The sequence below is a fragment of the Cupriavidus basilensis genome (assembly GCF_029335485.1).
Lineage (GTDB): Bacteria > Pseudomonadota > Gammaproteobacteria > Burkholderiales > Burkholderiaceae > Cupriavidus > Cupriavidus basilensis_E.
Map to the genome: position 1 here is coordinate 1 of NZ_JARJLM010000673.1, position 14,809 is coordinate 14,809.

The 14,809-nt window shown below is 62.3% G+C and carries 9 protein-coding genes; 5 read left to right on the forward strand and 4 right to left on the reverse strand.

Annotation, left to right across the window (positions count from 1 at the left end; translation table 11 throughout):
* Window positions 1-2 precede the first annotated feature (2 nt).
* The 4 genes from P3W85_RS41200 (at window position 3) to P3W85_RS41215 (ending at window position 5,263) form a co-directional block, all read left to right on the forward strand.
* Window positions 3-1,088 (forward strand): enolase C-terminal domain-like protein, encoded by a 1,086-nt coding sequence (locus P3W85_RS41200; protein WP_430869711.1) that lies wholly within the window; start codon window positions 3-5, stop codon window positions 1,086-1,088.
* A 118-nt stretch (window positions 1,089-1,206) separates the two neighbouring features.
* On the forward strand, window positions 1,207-2,280 hold the full coding sequence (locus tag P3W85_RS41205) for a carbon-nitrogen hydrolase family protein (RefSeq protein WP_017226922.1): 1,074 nt from the start codon (window positions 1,207-1,209) through the stop codon (window positions 2,278-2,280).
* A 163-nt stretch (window positions 2,281-2,443) separates the two neighbouring features.
* Entirely contained in the window at window positions 2,444-4,117 is a 1,674-nt protein-coding gene (locus tag P3W85_RS41210; RefSeq protein ID WP_017226923.1) for an L-lactate permease, read from the forward strand.
* Window positions 4,118-4,207: 90 nt separating this feature from the next.
* A complete protein-coding gene (locus tag P3W85_RS41215) occupies window positions 4,208-5,263 on the forward strand; it encodes a threonine aldolase family protein (protein ID WP_276269058.1) in 1,056 nt (351 codons plus the stop codon).
* A gap of 37 nt (window positions 5,264-5,300) precedes the next feature.
* On the opposite strand, the gene P3W85_RS41220 is transcribed toward P3W85_RS41215, so the two are convergent.
* From P3W85_RS41220 to P3W85_RS41230, 3 genes are all read right to left on the reverse strand, one after another.
* Window positions 5,301-6,191: a LysR substrate-binding domain-containing protein gene (locus tag P3W85_RS41220; RefSeq protein ID WP_017226925.1), complete on the reverse strand. Its 891-nt coding sequence runs from the start codon at window positions 6,189-6,191 to the stop codon at window positions 5,301-5,303.
* Between the two features lie 269 nt (window positions 6,192-6,460).
* Window positions 6,461-9,508 carry an FAD-binding and (Fe-S)-binding domain-containing protein gene (locus P3W85_RS41225; RefSeq protein ID WP_276269059.1) on the reverse strand — a complete coding sequence of 1,016 codons (3,048 nt, stop codon included), beginning with the start codon at window positions 9,506-9,508 and terminating at the stop codon, window positions 6,461-6,463.
* Between the two features lie 309 nt (window positions 9,509-9,817).
* Entirely contained in the window at window positions 9,818-11,032 is a 1,215-nt protein-coding gene (locus tag P3W85_RS41230) for a pyridoxal-phosphate-dependent aminotransferase family protein (RefSeq protein WP_276269060.1), read from the reverse strand.
* Between the two features lie 158 nt (window positions 11,033-11,190).
* On the opposite strand from P3W85_RS41230, the gene P3W85_RS41235 reads away from it, so the two are divergent.
* The gene (locus tag P3W85_RS41235) at window positions 11,191-11,931 is read left to right on the forward strand and encodes a GntR family transcriptional regulator (RefSeq protein WP_276269061.1); all 741 of its coding nucleotides are present in this window, start codon (window positions 11,191-11,193) and stop codon (window positions 11,929-11,931) included.
* Between the two features lie 153 nt (window positions 11,932-12,084).
* Here the strand turns inward: P3W85_RS41235 and P3W85_RS41240 are convergent, their stop codons facing one another.
* Window positions 12,085-13,914 (reverse strand): methyl-accepting chemotaxis protein, encoded by a 1,830-nt coding sequence (locus P3W85_RS41240; protein WP_276269062.1) that lies wholly within the window; start codon window positions 13,912-13,914, stop codon window positions 12,085-12,087.
* Window positions 13,915-14,809: the final 895 nt, after the last annotated feature.

Sequence of the window (14,809 nt, forward strand, 5' to 3'; positions counted from 1 at the left end):
TGATTATGTCCGACTCCCCCTTGATCATCGGTTTCGATGTGCGCCCCGTCATTGTCCCGCTGCATCCTCCGCTCCGGACAGCGAGCGGCGTCATGGCGACCGCGCCCCTGGTTCTTCTCGACATCAGGACAAATGGCGGCGTGACCGGCAGTTCGTACATTTTTACCTATACGCCAGTCGTGCTGGAGGGAGTAGCCCAGGTGCTGCGGCATATTCTTCCACTCATCGAGTCCGCGCGACTTGAACCTCGGGCGAACATGGCCGCGCTGCGGCGCAAGTTCATCCTGATCGGCACGCCGGGTCTTCTTGATATGGCCCTGGCGGCAATCGACATGGCGCTGTGGGACGCACACGCGCGCTTCCTCGGCTCGCCCCTGGTCCGCCTGCTCGGTGGCACCCCCTCGAAGACGCTCGCCTATGCGAGCTTTGGCATGGAACCGCCGAACGAGGCCGCACCGCTTATCGAAGCAGCCATGCGCGCCGGATTCCGTGCCATCAAGATCAAGATCGGATACCCCACTCTGGAGGAAGACCTGCTGGCAATCCGCGCCGCCAAATCCCTGCTCGGGTCGAGCGGCAAGCTGATGGTGGACTACAACCAGTCGCTGACGGTTCCCGAAGCGATTCGAAGAGGCCGGGCACTCGACGAGGAGGGACTGGAGTGGATAGAGGAACCAACAAGGTACGACGATTTCGACGGCCACGCGAAAATATCCGCCGCGCTGCGAACGCCGATCCAGCTCGGCGAGAATCTCTACGGGCCGCGCGAGGTATCGCGCAGTATCCGGCAAGAATCCTCGGACCTGATGATGCTCGACCTGATGAAGATCGGCGGCGTATCGGGCTGGCTCGATGCGGCGGCGGTCTGCTCAGCGTCCGCCATCCCGGTGTCCACTCACTTCTTCCAGGAGGCGAGCGCCCATCTCCAGAGCCTGACCCCCACCGCCCACTACCTGGAGTACTTCGGACTCGCTGACGGCGTCCTGGCGGATCCGCTGTGCGTCACGGACGGTTACGTCGAACCTGCTGAACACCCGGGTCTGGGCATTCAGTGGAACGCGGACGCGATCCGACGGTTCGCGGCGTAGATTTCATCGAAACCCTGCGGCGCCCGTTTGGCGGGCGCCGCAGCTGCAATCATCCAGACATCCGGCCCATCGGACACCCCTCTGCCGGTAACGGCACATCTTTCGGAGACAACCTCAAATGAGAACCTACCCCAAGTTCAAGGCAGCCGCATGCCACGCTGCACCGATCTACTTCGACACGCCGGCGACCATCGATAAGGCTTGCGCCTGGATCGCGGAAGCGGCCGGCAACGGCGCGGAACTGATCGCATTCCCCGAAGCGTTCATCTCCGCTTTCCCGGTTTGGTCTGGTGTCTGGGCGCCTGTCGACGTCCATGAGTTCTTCGTGAAACTTGCCTCGTCGACGGTAGAGGTGAATGGCCCCGAGATCAAGCAGGTCCGCGACTGCGCCAAGCGCTTTGGCGTATTCGTGTCGCTGGGGATCAATGAGGGCACGCCCATCAGTCCCGCCTGTATCTGGGACACCAACATCCTCATCGGCGATGATGGCTCCATCCTCAACGCACACCGGAAACTGGTCCCTACCTACTGGGAGAAACTGACCTGGACGCCCGGAGACGGCAACGGACTCCGCATTTCCGATACGCGGATTGGCCGCATCGGCGCGCTGGTCTGTGGCGAGAACACCAATGCGCTGGCTCGCTTCACGCTGCTCGCCCAGGGCGAGAATGTCCACATCTCTTCCTTCTCCCCCCGCTGGCCGACCAACCCTCCGGGCGAATCCGGCTATGACCTCGAAGCCGCCATCCGCCTTCGCGCCGGCGCACACGCATTCGAGGGCAAGCTCTTCAATATCGTCGCCTCCGGCTTCCTTCCTCCCGAGGCAATCGATCTGATCAGCCGGGACAATTCGCGCGCTCGCCAGTTGCTCGAGGAGTCTCCGAAAAGCGTCTCCATGATACTGGGCCCCGACGGCCAGCCCATCAGCGAGGTCGTTCGCGATGAGGAAGGCATTGTCTACGCCGATATCGACCTGGCGAAATGCGTAGTGCCGAAGCAATTCCAGGACGTGGTCGGCTATTACAACCGCTTCGACGTCTTCCAGTTGAAGGTGAATCGCCGCGCCCTGGCGCCCGTCGAGTTCTCGTCGCACGTCGAGGAACGCACCATAGGGGCGGACGAAGAAGACCTGAACGACCTTCCCGCCAGCGCCGCCGCCGGCAGTGCCATGCCGGTACGGCACAACGCCTGACCCTCCCTTTCATTTGTCCAAGGCTGGCCGGTGCCCCGCCATCGGCCAGCCAATACCTGCACGGGGTGGAAGAAAACCAGGCTTTTCCGCTCCGCCCCCCTTCCGGCGAAGAATCGAAGCATATCGATTCAGCCACATAATAATTATCCGCGAGGAGACAAACATGGCATGGAGTCAGATCTATGACCCATTGGGAAACCCGTTGCTATCGACCCTGGTTGCGGCAATTCCCATCGTCATCCTGTTGGCCGCACTGGCCTTCTTCCATATTCAAGCGCATCTGGCTGCAGGTCTGGCGCTTCTGGCAGGGGGCGCCATTGCCTGCACTGTGTTTGGCATGCCGGCCAGCATGGCGGGCAAGGCTGCCGCGTACGGCATTGCATCCGGCCTCTTCCCCATCGGCTGGATCGTCCTGAATATCATCTTCCTGCACCGGCTCACCACACAGAACGGATTCTTCAAGGCGCTACAGGACTCGATCTCCGGCGTCACCGAGGACAAGCGCATTCAGCTATTGCTTGTCGCCTTCTGCTTTGGCGCCTTCTTTGAAGGCGCGGCCGGCTTCGGTACCCCCGTCGCCGTCACCGGAGCCATCCTGATCGGCTTCGGCTTCTCGCCGCTGGCTGCATCCGGGCTGGCACTGATCGCCAATACCGCGCCGGTGGCATTCGGTGCGCTGGGTTCGCCCGTGATCGCCCTCTCCGCCGTGACCGGCCTGGATCTCCTGCAGCTTTCGGCAATGATCGGCCGGCAGTTGCCACTCTTCTCCCTTCTCGTGCCATTCTGGCTGATCTGGGCATTTGCCGGCTTCCGCGGCATGAAGGAAATCTGGCCAGCCATCCTGGTGGCCGGGATCAGCTTTGCGGTTCCCCAGTACCTCGTTTCCAACTTCCATGGTCCATGGCTTGTAGACGTGATCTCCTCGCTGGTTTCCATGAGTTGCCTGGCCCTGTTCATGAAGGTCTGGAAGCCCCGCAAGATCTGGACCTCCACGAAGCTGCTCAACCGTCACGACGATTCATCGGTCGATGACCAGGCGTCGCCGGACGCTTGCGCGCAGTCCTCCGGGCGGCGCATCTCCCCCGCGAAAGCCTGGATGCCATGGGTCATTCTCACGGTCTTTGTCTTCCTGTGGGGAATCCCGCAGTTCAAGAAGTATCTGGACGCCATCTGGACCTGGAAGTACAGCATTCCGGGCCTGGACAAGATGGTGCTCAAGGGTCCGCCGGTGGTCGCGGCGTCAGTCCCCGAGTCCGCTGTGTACGCCTTCAACGTGCTTTCGATGGCAGGCACCGGCATCCTGGTGGCGTCGGTGATCGGCGGGATCCTGATGGGATACTCGCTGCCAAGATTGTTCAAGGAGTACTGGCAGACCATCAAGCTGGTCCGGTATTCGCTGCTCACCATCTGCGCCATGTTCGGCGTGGGATACCTGACCAAGTACTCGGGCCTGGATGCAACGCTGGGGCTCGCTTTCGCGCATACCGGCGTGCTCTATCCCCTCTTCGGTACGATGCTCGGATGGCTTGGCGTCGCCCTGACCGGATCCGACACGGCAGCCAACGTGCTGTTTGGCGGGCTGCAGAAGACGACTGCCGAGCAACTCGGCCTGTCGCCGTACCTGATGGCGTCCGCCAACAGCTCCGGCGGCGTCATGGGCAAGATGATCGATGCGCAATCCATCGTGGTCGCATCGACCGCCACCAAGTGGTATGGGCATGAAGGAGACATCCTTCGCTATGTCTTCTTCCACTCCCTGGCCCTGGCGGGCCTTGTCGGGATCTTCATTACCCTGCAGGCATACATCGCCCCGTTCACGCACATGGTCATCCACTAGCCTCCCGGGCATTGCGCCCGAAGAAGACATGGGCCGATCCCCGATCGGCCTTTTCCCCCTGTCGCCCTACCTCCAAGGAGCAGCAACGCCATGCATGCACTCATCGATCTCTACAGCGACACGAAAACACGTCCTTCCAATGGCATGCGAACGGCAATGGCAAACGCCACGGTAGGTGACGAACAAGCCGGCGAAGACGAAACCACGCTGAAGCTGTGCGCACGGATAGCGAGTCTTCTGGGTAAGGAAGCCGGCCTGTTTCTCCCCTCCGGGACCATGGCCAACCTGATCTCGATCCTGGTACAAACGCGGCCAGGCGACGAGCTGATCGCCGACGCCCAGTCCCACATCGTGTCCACGGAAGCCGGCGGGGCCGCAGCCATCGCCGGCGTCTCCGCCTATGCCCTTGCATCGCCGCATGGCATTTTCGATGCTGCGCAGGTAGCCCGTGCGATCCGCCCTGCCAGCCGCACCTCGCCGCGAACCGCCATGCTGTGCGTTGAGCAAACAACGAACTTCTCGGGCGGCGCGGTATGGAGCATGGAGCAACTGAGGAGCGTGCTCGACGTGGCCAGAGGCGCCGGCCTGGCCTGCCACATGGACGGTGCGCGTCTGCTGAATGCGTGTGCGTCCACCGGTGTCGCCGCATCGGACTATGCCTTGGGGTGGGATAGCGTTTGGATCGACCTTTCCAAGGGACTGGGGTGCCCTGTCGGCGCCGTGCTTTGCGGCACCGAGCGCTTCGTCGGCGACGCATGGGGCTGGAAGTATCGGCTTGGCGGTGCCATGCGGCAGTCCGGCGTTCTCGCTGCCGCCGGTCTGTACGCGCTGGACAACAATGTAGCGCAGCTGGCCCGGGATCACGAGAATGCCGCCCGCATCTGGCGAGCACTATCCGCGCATACGCTGTTCCGCTTCGATCCGCCGGCACCGCAAACCAACATCCTGCGCTTCGCGTTCCCGGGCGCGGAGATCGACAACGTGGAATTCGTCGATCTGTGTGCCAGGCGCGGCGTGCGGATCCGCGCACTCGAGCGTGGCTTCGTCCGCGTTACCACGCATCTTGATATCTCGCCTGACATGGCCGACGCCGCCGCCGCCACAATGCTGTCGGCCGCGTGCGAACTGGTTCGCCGCAAAGCCTGATTCGGAGGCCGTCGCCCGAGGCACGGCCGGGACCAGGCTACTTCAATGGGTTGCGCAGTATTTCGGCCATCCAGCGTACGAACGTCGCGATATCGCTGCCCTCTTCGCAGCCAGGCGGGTAGGTAATGTAATACGCATAGATGGAGTGCACCTGGATGTCGAACAACGGAACGAGCACACCGGAACTGATCCAACTCCTCGCCATTCTATTGCGGGCGAGTGCGACGCCCTGACCGTTTACGGCAGCTTCGAGCATCAGCCCGAGGTCGACAAACTGCACACCGACACCAGGCTCCGGCCAATCGAGCCCTGCCGCCACCAGCCAGGGACGCCAGGGCTCGAGAGGACAACGCAGCAAACGAGCGACGGAGAGCCTGTCCGGCGAAGGGAAAGGCCCGACATCCCTGAGGTAGCTGGGGCTGCACACGGGAAAAACGGGCTCATCCAGGATCTTCAAGGTCTCGAGCCCGGGATAGTTGCCGGTGCCAAAGCGAATCTCGATGTCCGCGTTCTCCGATTTGAGGCCCACCAACGGCACCGACAGCTGAAGAATCAGCTCGATCTCCGGGTGCGCCTCCTGGAAGCCAGTGAGATGAGGCACAAGCACCTGCCGTGCAAAGGTCGGAGGCGCCGCCACGCGAAGTTGACGTATTTCTCCTGCGGACCGCGGTCGAACGCTGTAGTGACTCAATGCATTCAGGGCTTCCTTGACTACCTCCAGATACTCGGAGCCCCTCGCCGTCAAGGTGAACCCGCCCTGCGCCGAGTTGAAGACCTCGATCCCCATGATGTCTTCAAGCTGTCGGATGCGGTGACTGATCGCGCTCGGCGTGACGCACAGTTCCTGCGCCGCCACGGTTCCGCTTCGCAGGCGCGCAACGGCTTCGAAGGCAATCAGGCACTGCAACGGAGGAACCTTATACGTCATGGGAATTGCTCATGAGTCTGCCTGCCAATCCGGCCCGCGCCAAACGGTTCTCAAGCGATCGCCGTCACCCGGCATTCTGCCAATCGAAAAAGGAGGTCCGGCGCAGGTTCCACACCCGATGCTCCGGCGACATGAAGCAACGCAGCTAGCCTGCGAGTATAACCCTCACCGATGGATGCACAAGACCGCCAGCGTCGCCAGCCCTGCGGCCGGCGAACTCCCGGAACAGGGCGCCAGGCCCGCGCGGGCGCCGTCGGCGCGGTGCCCGCTCAACCGGCCCGTAGCAAGGCATCGACTTCATCGTCAAGCGCCGATGCCAGCAGACAAGCCACATGCACGGCCGACGTGCCCGCACCATCATGGATCTGGTGACGGCAGCTCGTCCCGTCCGCAACCACCACGGCGTCCCTGTCGGCGCTTCTGACCGCGGGCAGCAAGGATAGCTCCGCCATCGCCCGGGACGCCTCAAAGTGTTCTGCCTCATAGCCGAAGCTACCCGCCATCCCGCAGCATGACGATTCGACGGTCTCGACTTCCAGCCCTGGAATCCAGCTCAACACGGTCTGCACCGGGCGGAAGGCATCGAATGCCTTCTGGTGGCAATGGCCATGCACCAGCGCCTTGCTGCCTCGGACCGCGTTGAGCTTGAGTTGCAGCCGCCCGGCCTCTTTCTCCCGCACCAGGAACTCTTCAAACAGATAGGCAGACTGTGCAAGCCGGCGGGCTTCGTCCCCGAATCCGTAGTTCAGGAACTCGTCCCGGAGCGAAAGCAGGCAGGATGGCTCCAGCCCGACAATTGGCACGCCCGCATCCACATAGGGCTTCAGGAAATCCAGGGCGCGCCTTGCCTCGGCCTTGGCTTCGTCGACGAGACCGGCGGCCAGGAAGGTCCGCCCGCAGCACAGTGGCCGGCTGCCCGGCGCGGCACTGAAGTGGACGTCGTACCCGGCGGCGCCAAGGACGCGCTCCGCGGCGGCCGCGTTCCCGGGTTCCATGTAGTTGTTGAAGGTATCCACAAACAGCAAAACAGTCATCTTGTCGATTGGCGTTCGGCCCGATGCCGTTCGCTTTGCCAGAAAAGCGCGGTCAAAGCGGGGCAGCGACCGTTCGGGAGCGAAGCCGATCCAGCGCTTCACCATGGAAGACACGAGCGGGATGCGGTCTGCCAGATTGACAAGCGGCGCCATCTTGCTCGCCCATGGCGCATAGCGAGGCATGAACGCCACGAGGCGCTCCCGCAGCCCCAATCCGTGTCGCTGCGTCCAGGCCGATCTCGCCTCGATCTTGATCTTTGCCATGTCCACGCCGGTAGGACAGTCTCGCTTGCAACCCTTGCAAGATACGCAGAGGTCAAGCACGTCCTTCACTTCCCGGCTGGCCAGCCCTTCGGATCCCAGTTGACCGGACAAGGCCAGCCGCAGCGTGTTTGCGCGCCCGCGGGTGACGTGCTTTTCATCTTTCGTGATGCGATAGCTCGGGCACATCGTTCCGGCATCGAACTTTCGGCAATGGCCGTTGTTGTTGCACATCTCCACTGCCTTCGCCAGACCCTGGGCACGATCCCCGCCCAGGCCGGGCGCGGTCTCCTGCCCCGAGATCGGGTCTCGCATGACATTCCATGCGGACCAATCGAGCATAGGCTTTAACGGAATCGTCTGGTACGCCGGGGGAAACCGGAAATACCGGCTGTCATCCATCCTCGGGGGCTGGACGATCTTGTCGGGATTGAAGCGATTCTGCGGATCGAACAACAACTTGATATCCCGGAACGCCTGATGGAGCTTCGGGCCATACTGCCATGCCACCCATTCCCCCCGGCACAGTCCGTCTCCATGCTCGCCGGAAAATGCACCCTTGTACTCGCGGACAAGCTCGGCGGCCTCCGCGGCGATGGCCCGCATTTTCCCCGCGCCATCGCGCCGCATATCGAGAATGGGGCGGACGTGCAAGGTACCCACGCTGGCATGCGCATACCAGGTACCCTCCGTTCCATGCCGATGAAACACGCTGGTAAGACGCTCGGTGTACTCCGCCAGATGCTCCAGCGGGACAGCACAGTCTTCGATGAAGGACACGGGCTTGCCGTCCCCTTTCATGCTCATCATGATGTTCAGGCCGGCCTTCCTGACCTCCCACAATGCCTTCTGCTGCCCGGTATCGGCCATGCGGATGACCGCCCCGGGCAGGCCCAGATCCCCCATCAGCACGACCAGATCGTCCAGCCTCCCAAGCAGAGGGCCCAGTTCTTCCCCTGCGAACTCGACCAGCAGGATTGCCTGCGGGCTCCCTACCAGCGCCGATTCTATGACCGGGCGGAAAGCAGGATTGCCCATCGAAAGGTCGATCATCGTCCTGTCCACCAGTTCAACCGCGGTCGGACCCAGCTTCACGATATGCTGGGTCATCGCCATCGCCTGATAGAAGGTCGGAAAGCTGACGACCCCCAGTACCTTATGCACGGGCAGCGGCGACAGCTTGAGTGTGAGCTGCCGGCTTACCGCGAGCGTCCCTTCGGACCCGACAAGGATATGGGCCAGGTTGGCAAGGCCATCGTCCGTATAAGAGCGTGGATTCTGGCAGTCGAAGATGTCGATGTTGTAGCCACCGACACGACGCAGCACCTTCGGCACCCGTTCAACGATCTCGCGGCATTCGCGCTCGGCGATTTCCCGCAATCCCGCAAGGATTTCGCCCAGTCTTCCCGATTGCGGCTCCTGGCGCACCGAGCCAAAGTTCGCCTGGCTGCCATCGGCGAGAATCGCATCGATAGCATGCACGTTGTGCACCATGTTGCCGTACTCGATCGAGCGCGAGCCGCATGAGTTGTTGCCTGCCATGCCGCCGATCGTGCATTGCGCCCCCGTGGAGACATCCACCGGAAACCACAAACCGTGTGGCTTGAGCCATGCGTTCAGGTGGTCCAGGACAATCCCGGGTTCAACGGTAACAAGCCTGGCGACGGGGTCGAAGCTGACGACATTGTTAAGCCATTTGCTGTTGTCGATGACCAGCGCCTCGCCCACTGTCTGGCCGCATTGGCTCGTCCCGGCCCCTCGCGCCAGAATTGGCGCACCGCTGTCTCTGGCGATGTCCAGCGCCAGGACCAGGTCTGCCTGGTCGCGCGGCACCACGACGCCAATGGGCGTCATCTGATAGATCGACGCGTCGGTGGCATACCGGCCGCGGTTGGCGGCATCGAAGAGTACGTCCCCTCTGAGCTCCCTTTGGAGATGCCTTGCGAGCGGACTGGCAGAGCCGGCACGTGACGGTACGAGATGAACTGGTTTCACCAGCGGGGACGTGGATAGCATTGTCATGATAGTTGGCGATGTGCCCGGCTTCAGCCATACGCAATGGCGCCGGCCAGACACGCATGCACGGCCCGGAAGCGGCCATGCAAATATCTCAGGGGATCTCGATCAATCCACCGTTACGAGAAGCGAATGCAGTCCGGGCCGGACGGCTTTCCTCCAAACCCGGATTACCTCTTGAAACGTGGCGGCAGGCACCGCGGCAGCGCAACGCATGTACCGGATTACGCCGCGCGCCGGCCCGTTCTTTATGAGATCTTCTTCACTGCCGGCATCGACGATGCATGCCTGGCGGTCATCGTCGATCTTCGGTCTCTACCCCTTGGCCAGCGCCGGCACAGCCTGGTCGGCGAGATAGTCCATTGCCGCAGCAACACCGCTGGCATTGATCCTGACGCCCGAGATTTTCAAGCCCATCTCGCATCCCGCCAGCGCCGCGATCAAGGTCAGGTCATTGCAGTCGCCCAGATGGCCGATTCGGAACATGCGGCCACGCATCTTGCCCAGTCCGGCACCCAACGAGATATCGAAGCGCTCGTACGTGTTCTTGCGTATCGCGTCGGCGTCGACACCATCCGGCATCATGACGCCGGTCAGCACGGGGCTGTACACCGCGGGGTCGGCACACTGGATCTCGAGTCCCCAGGCCCCGACTGCCCGACGGCACGCCTCGCCGAGCCGCATATGGCGGGCAAAGACATTGTCGAGGCCCTCCGCCAGAATCATGTCCAGCGCTTCCGAAAGGCCGTACAGGAGATTCGTGTTCGGCGTGTACGGCCAGTATCCGGTCTTGTTCATCTCCAGTATCTCGGCCCAGCCAAAAAAACTCCGGGGGAGCCTGGCATTGCGGCTGGCTTCGATTGCCTTGGGGGACAGCGCATTGAAACTGATGCCGGGGGGCAACATCAATCCCTTCTGGGAGCCGGATACCGTCACATCCACGCCCCACTCGTCGTGGCGATAGTCCGCCGACGCGAGGCTGGAGATGGTGTCCACCATCAGCAAAGCCGGATGCCCGGCATGATCGATGGCATTCCTGACCGCGGCGATGTCCGAGGTAACGCCCGTCGAAGTCTCATTGTGAACGACACAGACAGCCTTGATCTCATGCCCCGCGTCAGCGCGCAGGCGCGCTTCGATCATCGACGCATCGACGCCCCGGCGCCACCCCTCGATGCCCGGCAGGCCGAGGAACTCCGGTTGCAGGCCAAGATTGCGCGCCATCTTGTCCCAGAGCGTTGCAAAATGCCCGGTTTCGAACATCAGGACTTTGTCACCGGCGCTGAGCGTATTTGCCAGCGCGGCTTCCCACGCACCCGTACCCGACGCGGGGTAGATAATGACGGGGTGCCGGGTCTGGAAGATCTGCTTGATACCTTCGAGAACCTTGAGGCCGAGCGCGCCGAACTCAGGGCCGCGATGATCGATGGTCGGATAGCTGATCGCGCGCAGGATCCTGTCGGGCACAGGACTGGGCCCCGGAATCTGAAGAAAATGACGACCGGAAGGATGAAAGTCCAGCTTAAGCATTGCGTTCTCCTCTGATAAATTTTGAATACAAAACAATTTAGCAGAACGATCTTAATAACGCCGGCAAGTGGACTTGAAGTTTTTTCAATCCATTTTGAGCATGGATTTCCCGACATTTTCGGTAATATTCCGGCACAACAAACTCACCGGAGTTTTGTATGCACGCGGCACCACCGCCCAGCTTCCCGCGATCCAGGCCCCCCCTTCCCAAAGTGAGCCGCCAGTGGCTCCACGACGCCGTCGTGGAGCATCTCAGAAGTCTGATTGTCGAAGGCGCCCTGGCAGCAGGCCAGAAACTGAATGAACGAGAACTCTGCGAGGTTTTCGGCATCTCCCGGACACCGCTGCGGGAAGCGATGAAGGTCCTTGCGGCCGAAGGACTCATTGTGCTTGCTCCCAACCGCGGCGCATCCGTGGCAAGCATGTCGGAACTCGAGATACGCGAGGCGTTCGAGGTTTTGGGGGGCCTGGAGGCGTTGGCGGGGCAACTTGCCTGCGAGCGTATTTCCGAAGCTGAGTTGCTGGAAATCAGGGGACTCCACCAGAGCATGCTGGCCTGCCGTACGCGCAACGACCTGGCCGGCTACTATTCCCGGAATCAGATGATCCACGACAAGATCAACGAGGCAGCACGGAACACATCGTTGCGCCAGATTTATCTAGGTGTCAACCGGCGCCTGCAGGCGCTGCGCTTCCGCTCCAACTTCCAGGCGCCAAAGTGGGACAGCGCGGTACACGACCACGCCCAGATGCTGCTGGCACTGGAAGCCCGGGATGGTATCCGGCTCGCCGCCATCCTGCAGCGGCACCTGCTGGACAAGCGCGAAGCGGTGCTCGGCACGGCAGCGGCCCCATGCGAGGCGGACAGCGCCGCTTGCAGCGAAATCCCGAGCGGATGAGCGCCTGCCTGCGCTCCAATGCTTCGCTCGGGCCATAGACAAAAGGGGTGGGCTACGCTTTACCCCTCCTCTCCATCTGGCGGTAAACGCCCGATGAATGGCCGCCTCGCCAGGAACCGGCCAGCCGCATGCGGCTGCGCGATCCCTCTGCGCTCAAGCCGCTGCCCGTCTGCCCCCCATGGCATTGGCCAGCCTGAACTGCCCCACGGCATCGGCAAGTCTGTTGGCTTGCTCGTGCAGGAATCCCGCGGCGGCCGATGCTTCCTCCACCAGCGCTGCGTTCTGCTGCGTGGCATTGTCCAGTTGCGCCACGGCTTGATTGACCTGCATGATGCCGACGCTTTGTTCGCTGCCCGCGCTGGAAATCTCCCGAAGGACTTGCTCCAGCTGCTTTACGCTATCCAGGATGTTGTGCATGGTTTCCCCTGCGTCCTGGACCAGCTCCGCCCCCGAATCCACCTTGGCGACCGACGTGCTGATCAGCGCCTTGATTTCCTTGGCAGCCTGGGCGCTGCGCTGCGCCAGCGTGCGGACCTCGCCTGCCACCACCGCAAACCCGCGCCCCTGTTCGCCGGCGCGTGCGGCCTCCACGGCGGCGTTCAGCGCCAGGATATTGGTCTGGAATGCAATGCTGTCGATCACCCCGATGATGTCGTGGATCTTGGCGGATGCCGTGGAGATTTCCTGCATCGTGGTCACCACCCTGGACACGGCATCGCCGCCACGGTTGGCTACGGCAGAGGCGGCAGCGGCCATTTCCCCGGCGCGGACAGCGGCTTCGCCCGAGTTTTGTATGGTGCCCGTGAGTTCGTCCATGGACGCCGCAGTCTGCTCCAGGTTGGCGGCCGCCTGTTCGGTCCGGGTCGATAAATCGACGTTCCCCTGGGAGATTTCAGCGGCGGCGGTCCTGACGGACTCGCTGCTGTCCCGGATATCGAGCAGGACGGCGGAGAGCTTGTCCACGAACTGATTGAACGCGCGAGCGATCTGGGCCACCTCGTCCTGGCCATCGGCAGGTAGCCGCTTGGTCAGGTCACCGTCTCCGGAGCCGATCTCGTCCATCGCTTCCCGCACCTGCGACAGCCGCCGGAAAGCCGAGGCCGTGAGCACGGAACCCACCACTGCCGCGAGAACCGCCACCACCGCCAGCGTGATGAACATGGCGCGCAGCACATTGCGCAAGCCCGCCAACGCTTCGTCCTCGTCCATGGCGACGACCAGTTCCCAGCTTGCGTCTTTCACGGGTTCCGCATGCAGCAGTTTGGTCGCGCCGGCGATGCGCACCTTCAGTGGGTTCTCCGGATCTCCCAGGTTGCCCAGTATATTGGCAGTCAGATCGGAGGCGAGGTCAGTGGCTGGCTTCAGGTTCAGTTTCGCGTCCGGGTGGGCAACGATGTGGCCGCTGTTGTCCGCCAGGAAGGCAAAGCTGGCGGGCGTGGGATGAATCCCCGCGATGGTGGCGGTGACGCCGTCCAGGTTCACGTCGGCGCCCACGACCGCCTTCAGCTGCCCGTCCACCAGCACAGGGAAAGCCAGCGTCACCACGAGTTTCTTTGTAGCGACATCCTCATACGGCGCGGTAATCACGAGCTTCCCGGCGTTGGCCGCAGCTTGGTACCAGGGGCGGCCGGTGGGGTCATAGCCGGCAGGAATGCCAAGATCGCGGGAGAACACGGCGCGCTTGTCCGGATAGCCGACATAAGCGACAACGAAGCCGCCGGATTGCTCCAGTTGCGTGAGTGCCGCCATGGGATCGCCCGCCAGGCTTTCCGGCGACACGGCTTTCACCATGGCCACCCTTGCCGCAAGCCACTCGGTAATGGCCTGGGCATTGCCCTTGGTGTTCGTAACGAGGTTTTGCCTCAGCGTGAGTTCGTCGCTGCTTTTTGTGACAACGTAGGTGATACCGGTAGAGAGGGATAAGGCAATGACAACGATGGCAACACAGGTCGCCGTGATGCGTGTACGAAGCGAGAGAAGCATGCGCAGTTGAAGTGGGGACTCGGGTGACGAAAAACCGCCATGGAAACCTACGCCAGGCGGCGCCATGCCCCGGCTTACGGAAGCCTTTCGCAAAACTGTAGGAACATTGTATGAACATTGGCGGAAGGACTGCCGCCTAGCGCTTTTGGTGCTGAAAACGCCGCTTTTAGTACCGTGTTCCAGCCTATTCCGATCGTGTTGCCGGTTCTTTGCGCATCGGGTCCGGCGCACGGTCAGAGCGTCTCATGCATCACTGGCAAGTGGAAATCCTGTGGCAAAGGCGCTTCAACGCGCATAGGCATAGGCGGGTGGATGGTGAGTGGACCGCGGCAAGGACTTGCATCCTGCGCTCGTCTGCCTGCAGCAGCGCCAGCAGGCGATCGGCATACGGCGATGCCGTCGCGCAGGCAGTAGGGACGAAGGGCTGAGAGGAGGACCAGATTCGGATTCCCGCTGGCGTCATCGGCATGGTCACTCCCCCGCAATCCGCGGTGCTCGCACGAGCTGGAGTCAATATGCCGGCCGGCAACAAAGCGGGACCGGCTCCTGAAACGGACCCCGAACAGCAGTTCGAAATCGCTGATCGAGGACGACAACCGAATGCGCCATGTGGCGTCTCCCGGCCGGCACTCCGCTGCACAAGAATACACAATTTACACACAAAAAAGCACAGCCCGCGCGCCCGATACGACATAGCCTCCCGACTTGCATTGATATCTTCAAATGGCGGCGCATCGCCATATTTTCAAGGAAATGGCAAGTCACGCTAAAAATCTTCCGGACCTTCGATTACTGCAGGGTGCGAGACGCAATGACCGGGCCGGCGCCCTGTGCCGGTTGAGTGAGAAGCCCGCCCGGGCAGCCCAAGCGGTGCTCAAGTGAGGCGCAAGCGGAA